The following is a 19,364-nucleotide window of genomic DNA, read 5'->3' as shown; positions in this document are numbered from 1 at the left end:
TGGGTCACTGGGCCGGCATCGGCTCCAGCATCACTGCGGCACCGCCGGCTGCGGCCAGTGACAGGTTCAGCGTGTCCTTGCGGGTCACGGTGCGTTCGATGCGCTGCACCTGTCGCACGCCTTCGCCGTCCTGCCAGATCGTGGCGCGCCAGCGGCCGGGCGACAGGAAGTCGAGCGAGACCTTTTCCGTGCGCGCCTGATTGGCCGTCATTGCGCCGATGTACCAGGCCTTGCCCTGCCGGCGCGCCAACACGATGTCCTTGCCGGGTTCGCCGGAGATGAAGCGCGTTTCGTCCCAGGCCGTGGGCACGCGCTTGATGAAGTCGAAGCCGGCTTCGCCGCGGTAGTTGGAGGGGTCGTCGGAGACCATCTGCAGCGGGCTGTCGTAGACGACGTACATGGCCAGCGCCTGGCCGCGCGTCGTCTGGGTCAGCGGCATGACGGCGCGAATCTCGTAGGTGGTCGGCGTCGCGTTGCGGAAGCCGCCGGGCGTGTAGTCCATCGGCCCCGTCAGCATGCGCGTGTAGGGCAGCATCAGGTTGTGCCGCGGCGTGACGCGCTTGTCCATCTTGTTCCACTCGGCGCCCAGCACGCCTTCCTGGGTGATGTAGTTGGGGTAGGTGCGCTGCAGGCCGGCGGGGACGTAGGCGCCGTGCATGTCCAGCAACATCTGGCGCTTGGCCGTTGCCTCAGCCACACGCTCGTAGAACTTGACGATGTCCTGGTCGTCGCGGTTCATGAAGTCGACCTTGATACCCTTGATGCCCCAGCGCGCGTAGGTGTCGAGCACCTCGTCCATGCGCGGCGCCAGGTGCTCCCAATGCACCCACAGCATCAGGCCCACGCCCTTGTCGGCCGCGTAGCGAACCAGGGCCGGCATGTCGATGCCGTCGGCGGCGCTGGCGATGTCGGTCGTCGGCAGCGGGTCGCAGCAGGGGCCGGCACCGAAGGACCAGCCGGCATCGATCAGGTGGTAGGGGAAGCCGGACTCGGCGGCGAAGTCGATGAAGCGCTTGTAGGCGGCCAGATCGGGCTTGACACCCTCCAGCGGGCCGGACCACCAGTCCCAGGTCGTCTTGCCGGGCTTGACCCAGCTGAAGTCGCCGGTCGGTGCCGGGTTGAGGTTGCCGACCAGGTGCGACGGGATCAGGTCGCCGGCGCGGTCGGCCATCATGACTGCGCGCCAGGCCGTCGTCAGCCCGCCCGTCGAGACGAAGGCGGGGCCCTGGCGGCCCGGAACGCCGGACAGCTGCAGGCGCAACGCCTCGCCTTCGCGGCGGAACGAGGCGCCGGTGTAGCCCTGCAGGTGGGCCTGCGTGATGGCGTAGTGGGTGCGGCCCGACGGTGTGGCGCAGACCACCGGCATGTCGAAGACCGCGTCGGACTTCAGTTGCGAGATGCGCTGGCGTTCGAACTGCGCTTCGTGGCCGCCGTCGACCGGGGTCAGCAGGCAGGACGGATCGCCGGCCGGCACGAAGGTGGTCTGCTCGCCCTTGAGCTTGACGGGGGCGCTGCCCTCAATGCGGTAGCGGAAGGCGACGCCGTCGTCATACGCACGCGCATCGACGAGCAGCCGGCGGCGCCCGCCGCCGGCTTCGCGAAAGCTCAGCGTTGCGCTGCGGTAGTGGTCGCGCGCGGTCGCGGCCTTGGTGGCGACCAAGGGGATGACGCGGTCTTCCGCCGCGTCCTGCCGTGATTCGAGCTTCAGCGTGCCGAAGGCGGGCTGGCCTTCGAGTTCGAGGCCCAGCGCCGAGCGGGTGATCACGGTCTCGCCGCGGCGGACCACGCTGTAGCTGGCGCCGTCGTCGGCGATGCGGATGGCGACCAGGCCGCCTGGCGAGGTGATGACGATGTCGGCCGATTGGGCCTGAGCTGCGGCCAGCGCGAGCAGGGCGGTGGCGATGGGAGTGGTCTTCTTCATGAGGTGTCGTCAGGTCGCGCGAGGCGAAAACGGGGGATGCAAGAGGTCAGTCGGTTGTGTTGCTCAGACCACTGCGCCGCGGATCCTGATGGCCACCGCCGGCGAGCCGGCGAGGCCCTGCGGCAGCTTCACTTCCAGCCAACGGTGGTTGCGCGTGAAGCTCAGGCTGTCGGGCGAGCCCACAGCCTGCACGTTCTCGATGGCGCCGGGGGCGAGTGCCGAGCCCTGGGCCAAGGTGGGGATGCGCAGCAGGCCGTCACGGGGCCAGCCCAGCGCGATGGCATAGAGCACGCCGCCCTTGGTCGTGAAGCGGATGTCCTCGGCCGTCAGCGGCTTGGAGCTGCCTTCGCTGAACATGCCGCCGCTGACCTTGGTAGGGCCTTCGCCGTAGATGCGCCAGGGGCGGGTGCCGTAGATGGCCTCGCCGTTGCGCACCATCCACGTGGCGATCTCGCCGAGGATCTTCTGCTCGTCGGCGTCGATGGTGCCGTCGCCGCGCAGCGGCACCGACAGCAGCAGGTTGCCGTTTTTGGAGACGATGTCGCACAAGCGGTGGATGACCGTGCTGGCTGGCTTGTACTGGTGGTTATCGAAAATGCCGCGGCTGTAGTGCCAGTCGCCCAGGCAGGTGTCGGTCTGCCAGGGCTGGGGCTCGATGCCTTCGCGAAAGCCGCGCTCGACGTCCTCGACGAGGCCGGCGCGCCATTCGCTGGGCATCACCTTGGCGTTGAGCACGGCCTCCAGCTTGCCGCCGTTCCAGGCCATGCTGGCGTTGTAGAAATGAGCGGCGATGTCCAGGCCGGCCTGGCCCAGCGGCAGCGTCGTGTTGTCCATGTAGACCAGGTCGGGCTTGTAGCTGTCGATCAGGTCACGGCAGCGCAGGAACCAGCTGCGCGTGAAGGCCGGGTTGTGCAGCGGCGGCTTCTCGTCCCAGTGGGCGGTCTGGCTCTGCTGCCAATCCTCGACGCTGCGGATGGTCTTGAAGCCGTCGGGCATGACGATGTTGCGGCCGGTGTAGAGGTCCTGCGGGTCCAGGCCTTCCCACCATTTGCCCTTGCCGTCTGCCTTGGTGAGGCGATAGGCGTCGTAGCGCTGGCCCGCATATGGGCCTTCGGGGTCGTAGCCGTAGGCTGGCTGGTACCAGTGCCAGGCATGGGCACTGTGATTGCTGACGCCGAAGCGCAGGCCGCGCGCGCGCGCCGCCTTCTCCCAGCCGGCGATGAGGTCTCGCTTGGGGCCGACGCGCAGGCTGTTCCAGGCGTGGAATTTGGAGTTGTAGTTGTCCTGGTTGTCGTGGTGGTTGGCCAGGGCGACGAAGTATTTGGCGCCGGCCTTCACGTACAGGTCCAGCAGCGCGTCCGGGTCCCAGTTCTCGGCTTTCCAGCGGTTCTGGATCTCCATGAAGCCGACCTGGGTCGGGTGGCCATAGGTCTTGACGTGGTGGTCGTACTGCCAGTTGCCCTGGATGTACATGCGCCGGGCATACCAGTCGCCCATCTCGGGCACGCATTGCGCGCTCCAGTGCGCCCAGATGCCGAACTTGGCGTCGCGGAACCAGTCCGGCGTGCGGTAGCCGTCGACAAGGGAATCCCAGTTGGCCTGGAAGGGGGCCGGCGCCGCTTGGGCGGTCGTCAGCCCGGTGGCGCCGGCGGAGGCGGCAGCGGCGCTGAGGAAGGAGCGGCGGCTCCAAGGGGCGGCGAGTTTTGCGGTCATGGCAGTCACGAGGAGAAATGCGCGGGAGGCGTTGGCTTCCCGCGCTTGGAAAAAGTGCGGGCGCCAGGCCCGCTGTCCACTGGTTGCTTATCTGGCGTGGCATTCGGCGGATGGCGCCGTCGGCCCGCTCGAATGGACCTTCACTTGGTGGCGTTGACGATGGTGCTGATCTCGTCGGGCGTCTTCACCGCGCCGGTGTTGCGGTCGATCATCTCGCCCGTGTCCCACCACATCGGCACCAGGCCGTGCAGCCAGGCCGAGCGCGTGACGTACTGCGCCCAGGCCTTGCGGTAGGGAGGCATGCCCGGGTAGTTCGGCTTGTTGTAGGCACCGTACTCGCCAACGATCACCGGCACGCCCTGGTCGACGAAGCGCGTCTTCATCTTCTGGAACTCGGCGTCCACATAGGGCTCGTTGGCCCAGGTCTCGCGGTTGGGATCGGTCGCCGAGACGCCCCACTGCCACTGGTTGCTGTTGCTGTTGAGCGTGAAGTTGTACGGGTCGTAGTAGTGGATCTCGAAGAACAGCCGGTTGGCGATCGTGTCGGTGGGCAGCACCGCAGACGCGTATGAGATATCGATGTTGGTCTCGTAGGCCTGCGCGACGAGGTGGCGCTTGGCGTTGTTGCCGCCGGTGGCGCGCACCGCGTTCACGAACGCCTGGTTGTAGCCGTTCTGGACGTTCAGCCACTCCGGGTCTTTGGGCGCGCCCCATTGCGTGTTCTCCTTGCCAACCTCGTTCATGGCGGCAAACAGCAGGTAGTCGTCGTAGTCCTTGAAGTTGTTGGCGATCTGCGTCCACAGCTTGTTCAGCCGGGCGTTGTTGGCCGGCTGGGCTGCATAGGTGGTGTTGTTCAGCCAACCGCCTTCGTGGTGCAGGTTCAGGACGACGTACAGGCCGGCGTTACGGGCGTACTTGACGACCTGTGTGACGCGTGCCATCCACACGGGGTCGATGTTGTCGTTGGCGTCGACGTGTGGCGTCCAGGTGACAGGCAGGCGGATGCTCTTGAAGCCGGCGTTCTTGATGCCGTTCATCAGCGCCTGATTGATCAATGGGTTGCCCCAGGAGGTCTCGGTCGGCGTGGCGTCCAGCGTGTTGCCGATGTTCCAGCCCGGCGACATCTCCTTGGACATCTGCATGGCGGTGATGTCGCGCATCCCGCCAGCGACGGCGATCGTGAACGACTGCAGCGTCTTGGCGCCGCATGCGTTGGTGTAGGTGGCCGTGGCCGTGCAGGCGGCGGTGGGCGTGACGGTCTGCTCGCGGGATCCGCCGGCGGTGCCGCAGCCGCTCCAGCTCCACATGCCGCCGGAGACCGGCTGCGGGCCGAGGATGGCCGACTGGCCCGCGGGGACGGAAGCCGAGGCGGTCTGCGTCCAACTGCCACCGACGTTGATGTAGGGCGTGACGGCGGTGGGCGCGCAAGTGCTGCCGCGCGTGGCCGTGGCCGAGCCGGAGTTGTAGCTGCCGGCGTTGGTCGTGAACTTGACCCAGTACCAGTAGGGCGTGCCAGTGGTGGCCGAGGCGTCGCCGTAGCTAGTGCTGGCCTTGTTGACGACCGCGATGCGGCTGCGGCCGTTGGGATCGGAATCCGTGTCTCGGTAAACCTCCAACGACTTGACGGCGCCGCTGACGGTCCAGTTCAGCTGGATGTCGTTGGCCGTGCCATTGGCCGTCAGGCAGACGGTGGCGCCGCCACCGCTGCCGCAGTTCTGGGCCTGAACGGCCGAGCCTGCACTGGCACCGAGGGCCAGGAGCAAGGTTGATAGAAGCAGTCTCATGGTCATACCTTTCCAAGCGAAGGGCTCGGCCGGTTGTCTCCTCCGGTGACGAGCGTTGTGGGAGGCCGGTCCGATGCTCGGAAGCGACCTCGACGATGACGCGTAACTTGAGTCGGCGGGCTGACGCCAGGACTTGCGCGCCAGCCCACCGAGTCATGCGTTCAATTGCTGTAGTTCACCCCGCGGCAGGTGCCACCGACATAGACGCGCCCGTAGGTCGCCTGGTCGGCAGCCATCACGCCCACGCCGGCGTACTGGTGGGCGTCGTCGTTGTGGCGTGTCCAGGTGGCGCCTGCATCGTCGGAGCGCCAGACGCCCCACACGTTGTTGATGACGCCGACGACATAGACCGCAGCAGAGTAGCTGGCACCGGCCTTTGGCTTGCCCAGCGCGACGATGCTGGCGCCCGACACCTCAGGTCCGAGCCAATCATTGCGGCCGTTCCAGATCGGCGCGAAGTTGGTCAGCTTGGTCCAGGTCGCACCCGAGTCCACCGAGCGGTACACGGCCAGGCCGTCGGCTACCCAGAGGTGGCCCTCGGCGTAGGGATTCACCGCTATCGATGACGAACCCCAAGGCGCAAAGCGCATATTGGCCGACACCGAACCCTGGCTCAGAGTGAAGTTGTGGCCGCCGTCCGTGGAAACGTAGACCTTGGCCGGGGTGTAGGTCCACCAGGCGCCGCCCGAGTCGTAGGCATAGACCTTGTTCGGGTTCTTGCGGTCGGCGACCATTCGGTAGCTGCGCGGGACACCGCCCTGGATCGCGAGTGCAGGCAGGTTGGTCGCTGTCCAGCTGGCGCCGTTGTTGGTGGTGTAAGACGGCACCGAATCAGCCGGCGCCCAGACCACGTTGTTGCGGGTCGTGACGGCGACGTTCGACGCCTCGCTGGTGTTGGTTGAGGCGCCGGTAGGGAGGCTGGAGAACGACGCCCAGCTCTGGCCGCCGTTGCCGGACCAGTAGCCGACGCCGGCAGCAGAACCGTCCGGGTTGTTGACCCGGCCGCTCGCGACGATATAGGTTGGATCGGACCAGGCCATGTCGGCGGAGTTGCCGTTGTTCCAACTCTTGTTGGGGCTCAGCGTCGGCGCCGTCGAGAGGTTGGTGTGGAGCCAAGTGCCGACGTCACCCGAACTGTTGATGAAGGCATAGGAGGCGCCCGCCGGCGGGGTCTTGAGGCCCAGCGTGCAGGTCTCTTCCACGCCGTTGATCGCGTTGCTCCAGGTGGGCGCCGACGCGGAGGCGTTCCGGGTCTCGATGATGCCGCCGCCGTGGACGTGCAGGATGCGGTCGCGGTTGAACGGGTCGATCTCGATGTCGTCCACCCAGCCCGACGCGGTGACGCCGGGCGTCTGCGCCTCGATCTCGCGCCAGTTGCGGCCGCCGTCATCGGACAGCTGGACGATCTGCTGGCCGTTGTAATTGCCCCAGGTGCCGCTGACGCCGAGCGCGATGCGCGCGGTCGAGCCGGTGCCGGAGACGGACACGCCGCCGTAGCCGGCGTTGTCGTTGCTGTTGAGCAGGGTCCAATTGCTGCCGTCGAACTTGTAGAAGCGAGCGGGGCCACCGGCGCCGGGGCCCGAGCCCTTGGTGAACAGCACGTAGTACATGCCGTCGGACGCGCGCACGACGTGCGGGATGTGGTAGCCGGTCACCGGCGTCGCGACCGGCGTCCAGCTGGCACCGCCGTTGACGGACTTGTACAGGTTGGAGCTCAGGCCGGCCGCGCTGACATAGTCCGGCGCGATGGTGGCATACATGATCCAGGTCGTCGCACCGCCGCCGACGGCCGAGTTGTCGAAGATCAGCTGCTCGACGCCCATGACCTGGCCACCCAGGTTGTTGATCTGGTCCTGGGTCATCTTGGTGGACGACAGCCCGGTCTGGCTCCAGGTCTGACCCGAGTCCGCGCTCTTCCACAGCCCGGCCGTGCGCGAGGCGTAGAACAGGATGGACGGGTTGGTGGGATCGACCGACAGGCGCTCACCGATGGCGCGGCCGTTGTTGTTGCCACCCGCCGAGAATGGCAGGTTGACGTAGGTCCAGCTGTTGCCGCGATTGCTGGAGATGTACAGCCGGGCGGTCGGGTCCGCCGACGCGGACATGCCGGCGACGATGTAGACGCGCTGGTCGTTGGTCGGATCCACGGCGAGGCTTTCGACGCCGTGATAGAAGCCCTCGGCTGCCGTGAAACCGTCGTTGATGGCGATCCAGGACGACGTACCGGCGTCCCAGCGGTAGGCGCCACCGACGTCGGTGCGTGCATACAGGACGTCCTTGGTCTTTGGATGGAAGACCAGGCCGGTCACGTAGCCGCCGCCGCCGAACTTGGCGCTGGCCCAGGTGCCCACGCCGACCGAGAAGGCCTGCTGGCTCTTGGCACCGCAGCTGTTGGTGTAGGTGGCCGTGGCCGTACAGGCGGCGGCTGGCGAGATGGTCTGTTCGCGCGAGGCACCGGCGGTGCCGCAACCGCTCCAGCTCCAGGAGCCGCCGGACGTGGGCTGCGGGCCGAAGATGGCCGAGCTGCCGAGCTTGAGCGTGGCGGAAGAGGTTTGCGTCCACGTCCCGTTGACGTTGACGTACGGCGTGATCGCCGTCGGCGCGCAGGTTTGTGCAAGCGCCACCGGGCCGGCGCTCATGGCGAGCATCAGGGTTCCCAACTTCAGTCTCATGGTTCTACCTTTCAGGAAAGGGGCCCGGCCGGTTGTCTCCTCCGGTGACGGGCGTTGTGATGAGGCCGGCGCAGTGCCTGGCTCGACCTCGGCGACAAGGTGGACGCTGGTGCGAGGGTCTAAGTTGCTGTTCGATCCACGTTGCGCCGCAGTTCACGGAAACTCCGCAATGTGGAATACAGATATACCGAGATATCATCTTATTGGTCAGACCAATGCGCATCGGTGGAAACGCCCACGCTGATCAAGCCGAATGATTCTTGTTATGCGAAGTCAGCCTCCGCGTCGCGTGGTCATCGCGCCTCGAATTCGCCTCTGAGAGGACAGGAGAGCTGCTGGCTGCCTCGCCATCGGACGCTGGTCATGCAGGCGCGCCGAGCCGATGACGCCTTGCACCGCCTCGACCGACGCAGCGCGAGTTGGCAGTGGCGCATCCCGCTCCGGCATCGCACCGGCAACAGGTCGGTCTGCTGCATAGGCGGCGCAGTGCTATAAAGTGCGCCGCTTTCAAGATGTGGCGTTCTGCCCTGTCGCTTAGAACTCAGTGGCTCCAGCTCGCCCGAAAGACTCCACCGAACCCGCCGCGGAGGGCCGCCGACGCAGTAGTGCGCCGACTCTGGCCGACGTAGCCCGCGAAGCGGGGGTTTCCAGAATGGCGGCCTCAGGCGCACTGAACGGTGGACGACGTGGCTCAGCGCGGGTTTCGGTCGACACGCGGGATCGCGTGTTGGCTGTTGCAGAGCGGTTGGGATACCGGCCGAATGCCACTGCCCTCGCGCTGGCGCATCGGCGGACCGATGCGGTAGGCGTCGTCACCAATTTTTTGGGAGAAGAGCCGAACCTCTACTTCCTCGAGTTGTTCAGTGGCGTCATTCAGGGCGCCACGGCAGCTGGATTGACAACTGCCGTCTTCACCTTGAAGGACTGGCGCGACGCGCCCAGCCGCATACCGGCCCTGTGCGACGGCCGTGTTGATGGGCTGATCCTGTTGGCCCCTCGGCTGCCGGATGATGGCGCGAAGTGGTCGCCAAAACACACGCCCATGGTGTCCGTGCATGCCGAGCAACCCGTTTACGGCGTGGTGAACATCGAATCGGACAACGAAATTGGCGCCTACGAAATGGTGCGCCACCTGCTTGAGATCGGGCACCGACGCATCCTGCATGTCGGTGGACCAGCCCAATACTCTGGCGCGACTCGACGAGTGGACGGCTACCTGCGTGCGTATGCCGAAGCTGGCGTTGCGCCTCCTAAAGGTCACGTGGTTCGTGCGCCGCTGACGGTCGAGGGTGGCCGTGAAGCGATGCAGCATTGGCTTCAGGTTCACAGCGGTCGGCAACTCCCGGAGGCCGTTTTCGGAGGCAATGACGCCATCGCCTTCGGCTGCATTGAGGCGCTGCGAATGCGAGGTGTCCGCGTGCCTGAGGATGTGTCCGTCGTCGGCTATGACAACAGCTGGATGGCGCGCTCTGTGCAGATGGCGACGGTGCACCAGCCACTGCATGAAATGGGAAGGCACGCCGTCGAGGTGCTTGTGCAGCGGATAGACGCGCGCAATCGAGGCGACGCCGAGACTGCGCCAAGCCCTGTCGTGCTGCCGACCGAGATCGTGCTGGGGAAGACGTTGGCCTCGCCACGTCGGGCTCGCCTGACCATAGCTTGAATGGCGCCGGGGAACCCAATCGAGCGCGATCGATTGCGGCGCTATGCCTCAGGGAAAGGTCGAGCCCGCCAGGATTAGGTCCACGGCCTGAACTGAGCACGAGGCCATTCTTCGCGCTGGCAGCGCGCAACCCGCAGGCAGCCGCTGCGGCGATGCCCAGCCTGTCCGTAACATCAACGGCTCGCGATTCGCGCAAGGAACTCTGCATGCAACGGCATGGCCTGCGTGGTGCGGTGGATGACACTCCGTACGGTCGACAGGTGCCGCTTGACGCTGTCGAGGTCGACCAGGTCGACATAAGGGTCTCGCCGGCGCGGCAAGATCCCCAATCCGAGCATCAGAGACGCCCAGGACGGTTCCGCGAAGCCCTCTGGATCGATGATGGCCACGCGACCGGTGTCCCGGAACAACTCAATCTGGTGTGCCAGGACGTCCGGGATGCTCATGTCGGCGCAGTAGCGCCAGAACTCGCTGTCGCGCCGCTCGCCGAGCTTGTAGTGCAGGATGATGAAATCGCGGGCCGACTCATAGCGATATGCCATCTGCCGGTTGAACTCATCGGCCAGTGAAGGGGCGAAGTCACGGTCCGGTAGAAGCGCGGTCAGTCGTCCGACGCTGTCCATGATGAACTGGATGCTGGTGGACTCCAATGGTTCCAGGAATCCAGCGGATAGGCCGATGGCCACCACGTTCTTGGTCCACGCCAGCCTGCGGCGGCCGGTTGTGAAGCGCTGCGGCCTTGGATCGTCCAGCGGCTTGCCGTCCAGGTTCGCCAGCAAGGTCTGCGCTGCCTCATCGTCGCTGAGATGGCTGCTGCAGTAGACCAGCCCGTTGCCGGTGCGGTGCTGCAGCGGGATGCGCCACTGCCAGCCCGCCGAGCGAGCGGTCGAGGTGGTGTAGGGCGTCATCGGGTCGGTGCGTTCGCATGGAACGGCCAACGCCCGGTCGCAAGGCAGCCAGTGGCTCCAGTCCTCGTAAGGTGATTTCATCGCGCCATCGATGAGCAGCGCGCGGAAGCCCGAGCAGTCGATGAAGAGATCGCCTTCAACGCAGCGGCCATCGCTCAGATGCAGGGCCTCGGCGAAGCCGCTCTGCTCCGAGGTCTTCACGCTGACGATGGTGCCGACTATCCGTTGGGCGCCATGGCGAACCGCATGGTCGCGCAGGTAGCGGCCATAGAGCGCCGCGTCGAAGTGGTAGGCGTAGTCGAATGCATTCGCGGGTGAAGGTTCCCCCGGCTGTGGCGGGGTGAATCGCAGCGCACGCGCCATGACCGTGGCGGTGGACCAGTCCTCATAGGACTCAATGCCAGGCTCCCGCTCGCGCAGGCGCAGCCAGTAAGACCACAGCGGCCTGTTGTGGATGGGCGGACCGAAGCCTCCAAAGCCGTGGAAGAAGCGGGCGCCCAGCCGCCCCCAGTCCTTGAACTCGATGCCCAGCTTGAAGCTCGCCTGCGTGGCGCGGACGAAATCGGCCTCATCGATGCCCAGCAACTGGTTGTAGAAGCGAATGGTCGGCAGCGTGGCTTCACCCACGCCCACGGTACCGATCTCGTCTGATTCGACCAGCATGACCTCGCAGTGGTCGGGCTCGCCCGGCCTGCAGAGCATGCGCGCCAGGGGCGCTGCGGTGATCCAGCCCGCGCTGCCGCCGCCAACGATGACCACGCGACGCAGAGACCGACTTCGCATAACAAGAACCTTTCAGCTTTCAAGGATTGGTCAGCGTGGCGTTTACACCAATGCGCATTGGTCTGACCGGTAAGATGATATCTCGGTATATCTGTATTCCACAATGCGGAGTGGCCGTGAGGTACGGAGCAACACCTGCGGAGAAACCACTCGGCTCACCAGAGAACGAGGAGACACATCGTGACGAAGAAATGGGTTCCGCACGGGCGCAAGCTGACGCTGTTGGCGACGTGCGCTTTGTTGACCGCCTGTGGCGGTGGTGGCGAGGGCGGGGGCGCGAACTCGGGGGGGCGCTTTCAGACCATCGATTTCAAATATCCCGGCGGTGCCATGCTGCTGGATGGGCCGGTGGCGCTTTCGGCCGTGGCGACCTCCGGTCTGCCAGTGACCTTCGAGTCCACCACGCCGGGCATCTGTACCGCTTCCGGTAGCCAGCTCACGCTGGTGAAGGCGGGCGAGTGCCGTGTGGTGGCAAGCCAGGGCGGCGGCGCGAGCAGCGACGGCGTGCAATGGGCAGCCGCCGACAACGTCAGCCAGCTGTTCAAGGTCCTCAAGAAGACCCAGCAGATCACGTTCGCGCCGCCTGACTACGTCCTGAGCGCGAACAGCACTTCCGTGGCTCTGAGCGCGACGTCGCCTTCCGGCCTGCCGATCAGCTTCAAGACCACCACGCCGGCCACTTGCACCATCGAAGGCAGCAATCTCAAGCTGCTGGGCAAGGGCACCTGCGCGGTCACCGCCATGGCGCCGAGCAACGAGAACTGGGCCGAGCAGTCGGTGGATCGTTTCGTTGCTGTCGACCCGCTGCTGATCGCCGACGGTTTCGAGCCCAGCGGCGCGGGACGCGGTACGTCCACGACCATGAGCACGAAGCAGGGCGGCAATGTGGCTGTCAATCCTTGGGGCAGCCCCCTGAACGCTGGCTGGGAATCATGCGACGGCAATGCAGGTGGCGACTGGTGCTATCGCGATATCTCGCCGGACGGTTCGACGCTGACTTCGGCCTTGCACTACCCCGAGAGCAATTGGACGCCTGGTGGGTGGCAATACGGCTTCAATCGCATTGATATCTTTGCGCCGGGCCTGAGTGGCTTCAACAGCGCCGGCGATACGGCCGGCGGCGTGCAGGTGACTACGGAAACGGCCCTGGGCTTCACGCTGGGCATCAACAGCGGGCTCTACGCGGCGAACAGGCCGGTCGTGCTTCATCTGAACCTGGGCAAGCAGAACAACGGCTGCAACGTCGAGCTGAGCACCTTGCTGTGGCCCATGAACGGCCTGACGAGCTACGCCGTCCCGCTGGGCAATTTCGCCGTCACCAATGCCTGTGGCCTTGCCGGAGTCACCGCAGCATCCCTGGATGGCGACATTCGGACCCTGCCCAATCCGATCACCGCCGATGGCCTGGCTGCATTCCAGGCTGCGATGGCCAAGATTGTCGACGCACGCACTTCGGCGATGACGCTGATGAAGTCGTCCAACGTTGTTCAGGTTCGCTTCCGCCTGATGGATGTCAATGACAGCCAGAAGACCAACGGTGTCTACGCGTCGGATCTGACGCTCAAGGGCGCCATCACGATCCAGTAATCGCGGCCGGCGCTTCGCGCCGCCGGTCCCCCCGATTCAGGACCGCCACGGGCGGCCTGCCGATCGGGATGCATCAAATTTGAAGGAAAACGGAGACATCCATGAGCAAACAGTTTCGACCCACGGCCATCCACCGTGGCGTCATTCAACTAGCGCTGCTGAGCGCCGGCGGTGCCGTGCTGGCACAAACGCAACCGGCGACAGACAAGACCCCGACCTCGCTCGAGACCGTGGTGGTCAAGGGCCAGCGCGCCGCGCTGCAGAGCGCGCAGAAGATCAAGCAGAACGCCGAGGAGGTGGTCGACTCGGTGGTGGCCGAAGAGGCGGGCAAGCTGCCCGACAAGTCCATCACCGAAGTGCTGCAGCGCATCGTCGGCGTGACCGTCGAGCGCCTGCGTTCGACCAACAACGACCCCAAGCACTTCTCCGAAGGTAGCGACGACCGCATCAACGTGCGCGGCCTGTCCTGGGGCTCGTCCACGCTCAATGGCCGCGAGATCTTCTCTGCTGGCTGGCCGGGGCGCGACCTGAGCTGGAGCGCCGTGCCCTCGGAACTGATGGCTGGCGTGGACGTGTACAAGAACCCGTCGGCGGAAAGGATCGAAGGCGGTGTTGCTGGCCAGGTGGACCTGCGAACCTGGCTGCCGTTCGACTTCAGCGGCACGAAGAGGATGATTTCCTTCGGTGGCAACTACGAGCAACGGACGAAGAATGCGTCGCCTGCGCTGTCGGGCCTGTATTCCACGCGATGGGATGCCGACTCGGGCCGCTGGGGTGTGCTGGTCGACCTGGCCTTGAACCACTCCAGCTACGAGTCGCAGAAACTGGAGGTCCAGCCCTATTTCCCGCGTACCGACGTCGTGCCGGGCCAGACGGTGTGGGTGCCTACCGGTGCCAATTGGGGCCAGAACCTCGGCACCAGCGACCGCAAGGGCTTCTACGGCGCCCTGCAGTGGAAGAAGAACGAGATGCAGTCGTCGCTGACGGCTTTCGTCTCGAAGTCGCTGGAGGAGAACACCGGCTCGAACATCTACCCGAGCTTCAGCGACCCCAACTTCAACGCATCGCCCTACAACGTGCTGGTGGAGAGACCGGTGGTCGATGATCATGGCGTCGTGGTGTCGGGCCACTACAGCTATCCGCTGCGGCTGCCCAGGAATGCCGACGGCACCGTCTCGAACTGGAGCCGTGGCGGCAAGGGTGCGAACCAGTTCGCCGATGGCGGCATCAGCATGGGCACCAGCCGGGCCTTCAACCAGCACCGCACCAGCACCAGCGAGCTGGCCTGGAACTTCCAGTGGAACGTCAATGAGCGCTTTGCGCTGCAGAACGACCTGCAGTGGGTGAAGTCCACCTTCCGCACCCGCGGCGAGGAAGTGCAGACGGCCACGTTCGCGCCGAGCATGGACATCACGACCTCCGGCAACAACCCGGTGCTGCTCGGTTTCGACGACAAGACGCGCACCTTTCTCGCCGATCCGGGCAACTACTACTGGTTATCGGTGATGCCCGGGCGAATCAAGGGTGATGCCAACCTCTATGCCTGGAAGGTCGACGGCAAGCTCGTCTTCGACCATGACGTGCTGCGCGACCTGCGGGTCGGCTTCCGCACCACCTATCGCACCTCAGTGCGCGAACAGGCGGTCTATGCCGGCGACCTGAACAGCGTGGGCTGGAAGTCGATCGCTGAGCCCTGGGTCGTACGCCAGACCGGCACGGCCGGCCAGTTGCCCGGCGCAAACGACGACCAGGGCTGGCAGTCGCGTGCCAACTTCGCCTACCTGAGCGATCCCCGTTACGCGGCCGCGGCGCCGGTGGAGGTATTCAACTACAAGAACTTCGGTGGCAACAACCCGCCGAGCGTGGTGTTCCCGACCTACGGCGGCATCAAGGACTACAACACCTATTCCAAGCTGATCGGCGATGTCCGCTACAACCAGTGTCTTGATTCCCAGGCCTGGGCGAGGGCGGAGAACGCGAAGAACCCGACGGGCACTCAGATCAACGTTCCCACCTGCGATGCGTCCACCTACGTCTGGGACACGACGCTGCGCTACGGCCTGAATCCGAACATGATCAGCAACGTCTCCGAGCGCACGCATGCCGTCTACGGCACCTTGCGCTTCGGCTTCGACGACTGGAAGGTGCCGGTGGAAGGCAACATCGGCATGCGCGTGGTCTACACAGGTCGCGCCTCGCATGGTTTTACCAACTTCAACCCGACGTACACCGACCGCACTCCACCCGACGCGCCGCGCTTCGATTCGGTCAATGACCCTCTCGATGTGAGCACCAGCAAAGTCGACTTGCTGCCCTCGCTGAACCTGAAGTTCAACCTGAGTGGTGACAACAAACTCCTGGGTCGAGTCGGCATGGCCAGGAGCGTGTACCGCCCAGGCTTCGACAAGGTGCAGGAGTCGGTGGCGCTGACCCAAAACATCGACACCGGCAATAACCGGATCCTCTACACGGGCACCAACACCGGCAATGCGAAACTGAAGCCGCTGACGTCTGACAACTTCGACCTCGGCCTGGAGTGGTATCCGCGCGCAGGCCAGATGTTGACCGCCACGGCCTTCTACAAGGACGTGAAGGACCTTATCTACAAGTCGACCTACAGCCGCGACTACTTCAGCACTGACGGCAACGCGCAGTCTTTCCTGATCACGGGGCCGCGCAATTCCGCCAGGGCCTGGGTGCACGGCATCGAGCTCAAGGCCGAGACCTACCTCGACCACTTCGACTTCCTGAAGGACAAGCTGCCCGACTGGGCCAAGGGCTTCGGGGTTTCCGCCGACTACACCTACATCGGCAGCAGCCAGAAGTTCTATCGCGATGCCCAGGTGCAGTACTGTCCGTCCATCAGCGCCGTTACCAGCGATGCGCTCAAGGTCTACGGCTGCGACACCAACGGCCTGCAGTTTGGCGCCCTGCCGGTGCCAGGGTTGGTGAAGAACGCCGCCAACTTCGCACTGCGCTATGACCGTTATGGGTTCTCCGCTCGCTTGGCCTACAACTGGACCAGCCGCGTGCTGAAGAATGTCGGCAACGACAACAGCCCGAACGGCCAGAACGGCACCAGCGCCGATCCGGCGCGCTTGGGAATGCAAGACACCTGGTGGGGTCTGCCGCAGTACCAAGAGGGCTTCGGGCAGTGGGACGGCGGCGTGTCGTACAACTTCACGGACAAGTTCGGCATGTCGCTCAGCGTGACGAACCTGAACAACGTGACTGTGCGTTACCTCAACAAGCAGACGCCGGGCTTCATGGGCTCGAGCTGGAACTTCCCGGGCCGCAGCTACTACGTGACGGGCCGCTACGAGTTCTGACCCTCGCTGGGGCCTTTGAACCTCTGTCTCGGTTCCGGCCGGCCGCGAGGGCGTCCCTCGCGGCCGGCCGTTGTGCCGTTGGAGCAAACCTCATGATCAAACGTCCGTGCCTGCTGCCATGGTCCTGCGCGCGGCAGCGCTTTGCTGGCCTCATTTCCCTGCCTGCCGACCTGATGGCGCGTGGCAGCGCCGAGGACGGCACCTGCAGGTCCGCTGTCGTCATCGGCGACCATCGCTAGTCGTTGCCCAAGCATGCAGGCCATGTCACAGCAGTACAACCGCATCGTCGTCGTCGGCGGGGGGAGCGCGGGGTGGATGACCGCCGCCGCCCTCGCCACCGGCTTGAAAGGCCGCGTCAGCGTCGAGCTTGTCGAGTCGGAGGGAGATACCGATCATCGGTGTAGGCGAGGCCACGTTCCCGTCGATACGCAATTACAACCAGCTGCTCGGCATCGACGAGGTCGAGTTCCTGCGCGCCACCAACGGCAGCTACAAGCTGGGCATCCGTTTCTGCGACTGGCTGGAGGTGGGCCGCGAGTACTTCCACACCTTCGGCCATTTCGGCAACCTTTTCGGCTCGCAGACGCTGTGGGCCCAACACCGCCGCATGGGCCTGGTGGACCCGCTGGGCACGCAATGCCTGCCGACCGTGATGGCCATGCAGGGCCGTTTCGTGCTGCCCCAGGACGATTCGCAGTTCAAGTACGCCTACCACTTCGACGCCGTGCAGTACGCGGCGTTCCTGCGCAGGCTGGCCGTGCAGCGCGGCACGCGGCACACGCTGGGGCGCATCGTCGACGTGCTGCGCCGCCCCGATGGCGGCGTGGCGGCGGTTCACCTGGACGACGGCCGCCGCATCGAGGCCGACCTGTTCATCGACTGCTCGGGCTGCTACCGCCGGATCTCGAGGATCGATGTTGAGGTCGTCAGGCGCATTGCTGCAGATCCCTCCATCACTCCAGCTCTTGTGAATGTTGCCCATCGCAGGGGTGTAGACAATGCCTGACAACCCGTCCTGCAGATCGTTGCATTTTTCGACGCGACGTGAGCACCAGGTCCAGCGTCTTCTGAGCACGGAATCCGGCGCCTGACGAGCACCTTGTCCGGAGGTGTCGCGCAGGGCAGCGTGTCCGGTGACTTGACCACTCGGTCCAGCGCCGGGTGCGGAGATGCTGGCTGCTTCTGTTTAGGTTTGTCCGACACCTGCCCGTCGCGTTGGACAGGTCTGCGCATCAAGCCGACCTGAGGGCAGGTGTTGGATAAACCTCGGGGGAGGAAACCGCGGCGCATGTGGCAACGGTTGTCGAAGGCACCGTTGCTATGGCGATTGGGTATCGTGGCGGCGCTGGCGCAGCGCGTCTGAGCGCATGTCGACGGTCGCGAATCGTGCGACACCGATGTCCCAGCAGCGGCCATCGCCTCCCGCATGCCGTGGTGCATGGTCCGCCCGTGTCGTTGAACCCGGGTCGGCGCCAGGCAACACAAGTCCACCCCGCACCGGCATGCGATGAACAAGGGCCGGTGCTTGTTGGAGCCGGGTTGTCGCGCCAATGCTCATGATGGGGGTGCCCGGATCGAAGGCCGCTCGCGCAAGACGATCTCAACGATGAGCATTGGCCGCCCGCAGTGCCGGCAGACGAAGGCCGGCGCTCGCGCCGCCGGTTCGCCGGTGGGCACTTCGACCTTGGCCTGCAGCGCGGTGCGTGCCATTGCCAGGCAGTCGCGCCGATTGCCGTTGGCCAGCAGGCCGTAGTGCCGGATGCGATGGAAGCCCCCGGGCAGCACATGCAGCAGGAAGCGACGCAGGAACTCTTGCGGCGCCAGCGTCATGGTCTTGTGGCGCACCTTCCCCTTGGCATCGCCCTTGGCGCGGTAGTCCTTCCAGCGGAACGTCACGCCGCTTACATCAGCTGCGACGAGGCGGCTGTTGGAGATAGCCACGCGGTGCGTGTAGCGCGACAGATAGGCCAGCACCGCCTGCGGCCCGGCGAACGGAGGCTTGGCATAGACCACCCACTCCTGCTGACGCATCGGCGCCAGCCAGTCGGCGAAGGCCTTGGCGTCCTGCAGCGCCGCGTGCACGCCGAAGAACTGCAGCCGCCCCGCGCGATGCAACTGCTCCAGCCCTTCGAGGAAGCGCCGGCGGAACAACCGCGAGAGCACGCGCACGGGCAGGAAGAACCCCGGCCGACAGGCCACCCAGGTCTTGCCGTCGATGCTGAGCCCGCCGCCCGGCACGATGCCGTGCACATGAGGGTGGTGCGTCAACGCCGAACCCCAGGTGTGCAGCACCAGTGTGGCGCCGATGCGCGCACCCAGATGCTTGGCGTCAGCCGCGATGACCTGCAGCACTTCGGCGGCCATGTCGAACAGCAGGCCGTAGATCGCGACCTTGTTCTGATACGCGATGTCGGCGATGGGTGCCGGCAGCGTGAAGACCACGTGGAAGTACTCGACCGGCAGCAGATCGGCCTGCCGGGCATCCAGCCAGCGCTGCGCCGCGTTGCTCTGGCACTTGGGACAGTGCCGGTTGCGGCAGGAGTTGTAGCTGACCTGATCGGTGCCGCAGCCTTCGCAGCGCAAGACGTGACCACCCAGCGCCGCGCTGCGGCACTGCTCGATGGCCGACATGACCTTGAGCTGGCCCAGGCTCAGGTGGCCGCGCTGGGCGGCTCGCCAAGCGGGGCCGTGGCTGCGGAAGATGTCGGCGACCTCCAGGGAGGGCCGCCCCACGGCGGTCGCCTCACGAGGTGGGCAGCTTCTCCAGCGGACTGATCACCTCGCGCAGCAGATCGGTGGCGACGTGGGCATAGATGCTGGTCGTCTCCAGCCTGGCGTGACCGAGCAAGACCTGGATCACACGGATGTCGACCCGCTGCTCCAGCAGGTGAGTCGCAAATGAGTGACGGCTATGCCGATATCGGCATAGGCGGCACTATTCCGAGTCAAGGAATATGCCGAGACAGCCGTGTCGCTGTACTCGCGCAGCAAGCGACAGGGCGGG

11 protein-coding genes and 2 pseudogenes are annotated in these 19,364 nt (G+C 65.5%); 6 read left to right on the top strand and 7 right to left on the bottom strand.

What is annotated here, in order from left to right:
* Positions 1-4: 4 nt before the first annotated feature.
* The 4 genes from ASC95_RS07210 to ASC95_RS07195 all read right to left on the bottom strand — a co-directional run bounded on the left by ASC95_RS07210 (position 5) and on the right by ASC95_RS07195 (position 8,090).
* A complete protein-coding gene (locus ASC95_RS07210) occupies positions 5-1,921 on the bottom strand; it encodes a glycoside hydrolase family 97 protein (protein WP_057297103.1) in 1,917 nt (638 codons plus the stop codon).
* Positions 1,922-1,984: 63 nt separating this feature from the next.
* On the bottom strand, positions 1,985-3,634 hold the full coding sequence (locus ASC95_RS07205; protein WP_057297102.1) for an alpha-L-fucosidase: 1,650 nt from the start codon (positions 3,632-3,634) through the stop codon (positions 1,985-1,987).
* A 140-nt stretch (positions 3,635-3,774) separates the two neighbouring features.
* Positions 3,775-5,418 carry a glycoside hydrolase family 5 protein gene (locus tag ASC95_RS07200; RefSeq protein WP_057297152.1) on the bottom strand — a complete coding sequence of 548 codons (1,644 nt, stop codon included), beginning with the start codon at positions 5,416-5,418 and terminating at the stop codon, positions 3,775-3,777.
* 161 nt (positions 5,419-5,579) lie between these two features.
* Positions 5,580-8,090, bottom strand: coding sequence for a sialidase family protein (locus ASC95_RS07195; RefSeq protein ID WP_235537768.1), 2,511 nt, complete (start codon positions 8,088-8,090; stop codon positions 5,580-5,582).
* Positions 8,091-8,634: 544 nt separating this feature from the next.
* On the opposite strand from ASC95_RS07195, the gene ASC95_RS07190 reads away from it, so the two are divergent.
* Positions 8,635-9,753, top strand: coding sequence for a LacI family DNA-binding transcriptional regulator (locus ASC95_RS07190; RefSeq protein ID WP_255355213.1), 1,119 nt, complete (start codon positions 8,635-8,637; stop codon positions 9,751-9,753).
* 173 nt (positions 9,754-9,926) lie between these two features.
* On the opposite strand, the gene ASC95_RS07185 is transcribed toward ASC95_RS07190, so the two are convergent.
* Positions 9,927-11,444 (bottom strand): tryptophan halogenase family protein, encoded by a 1,518-nt coding sequence (locus tag ASC95_RS07185; RefSeq protein WP_057297101.1) that lies wholly within the window; start codon positions 11,442-11,444, stop codon positions 9,927-9,929.
* Between the two features lie 180 nt (positions 11,445-11,624).
* On the opposite strand from ASC95_RS07185, the gene ASC95_RS07180 reads away from it, so the two are divergent.
* From ASC95_RS07180 to ASC95_RS07170, 5 genes and pseudogenes are all read left to right on the top strand, one after another.
* A complete protein-coding gene (locus tag ASC95_RS07180) occupies positions 11,625-13,031 on the top strand; it encodes a hypothetical protein (RefSeq protein ID WP_057297100.1) in 1,407 nt (468 codons plus the stop codon).
* Positions 13,032-13,132: 101 nt separating this feature from the next.
* Positions 13,133-16,360 (top strand): TonB-dependent receptor, encoded by a 3,228-nt coding sequence (locus ASC95_RS07175; protein WP_057297099.1) that lies wholly within the window; start codon positions 13,133-13,135, stop codon positions 16,358-16,360.
* A 92-nt stretch (positions 16,361-16,452) separates the two neighbouring features.
* On the top strand, positions 16,453-16,599 hold the full coding sequence (locus ASC95_RS30410) for a hypothetical protein (protein WP_157255998.1): 147 nt from the start codon (positions 16,453-16,455) through the stop codon (positions 16,597-16,599).
* 13 nt (positions 16,600-16,612) lie between these two features.
* Positions 16,613-16,693 (top strand): annotated as a pseudogene (locus ASC95_RS32430) (hypothetical protein); the annotation flags it as partial.
* A 34-nt stretch (positions 16,694-16,727) separates the two neighbouring features.
* Complete coding sequence (locus ASC95_RS07170) at positions 16,728-17,366, top strand: tryptophan 7-halogenase (RefSeq protein ID WP_057297098.1); 639 nt, start codon at positions 16,728-16,730, stop codon at positions 17,364-17,366.
* A gap of 548 nt (positions 17,367-17,914) precedes the next feature.
* On the opposite strand, the gene ASC95_RS07165 is transcribed toward ASC95_RS07170, so the two are convergent.
* Both ASC95_RS07165 and ASC95_RS29785 read right to left on the bottom strand, forming a co-directional pair.
* The gene (locus tag ASC95_RS07165; protein WP_057297097.1) at positions 17,915-19,093 is read right to left on the bottom strand and encodes an IS91 family transposase; all 1,179 of its coding nucleotides are present in this window, start codon (positions 19,091-19,093) and stop codon (positions 17,915-17,917) included.
* A gap of 10 nt (positions 19,094-19,103) precedes the next feature.
* Positions 19,104-19,268, bottom strand: a pseudogene (locus ASC95_RS29785) (tyrosine-type recombinase/integrase); the annotation flags it as partial.
* Positions 19,269-19,364 lie beyond the last annotated feature (96 nt).

The sequence above is a fragment of the Pelomonas sp. Root1217 genome, from assembly GCF_001425705.1.
In the GTDB taxonomy this organism is placed as follows: domain Bacteria; phylum Pseudomonadota; class Gammaproteobacteria; order Burkholderiales; family Burkholderiaceae_C; genus Pelomonas.
Note: the sequence above shows the minus strand (reverse complement) of the source record. Positions and strands in the feature narration are given on the sequence as shown.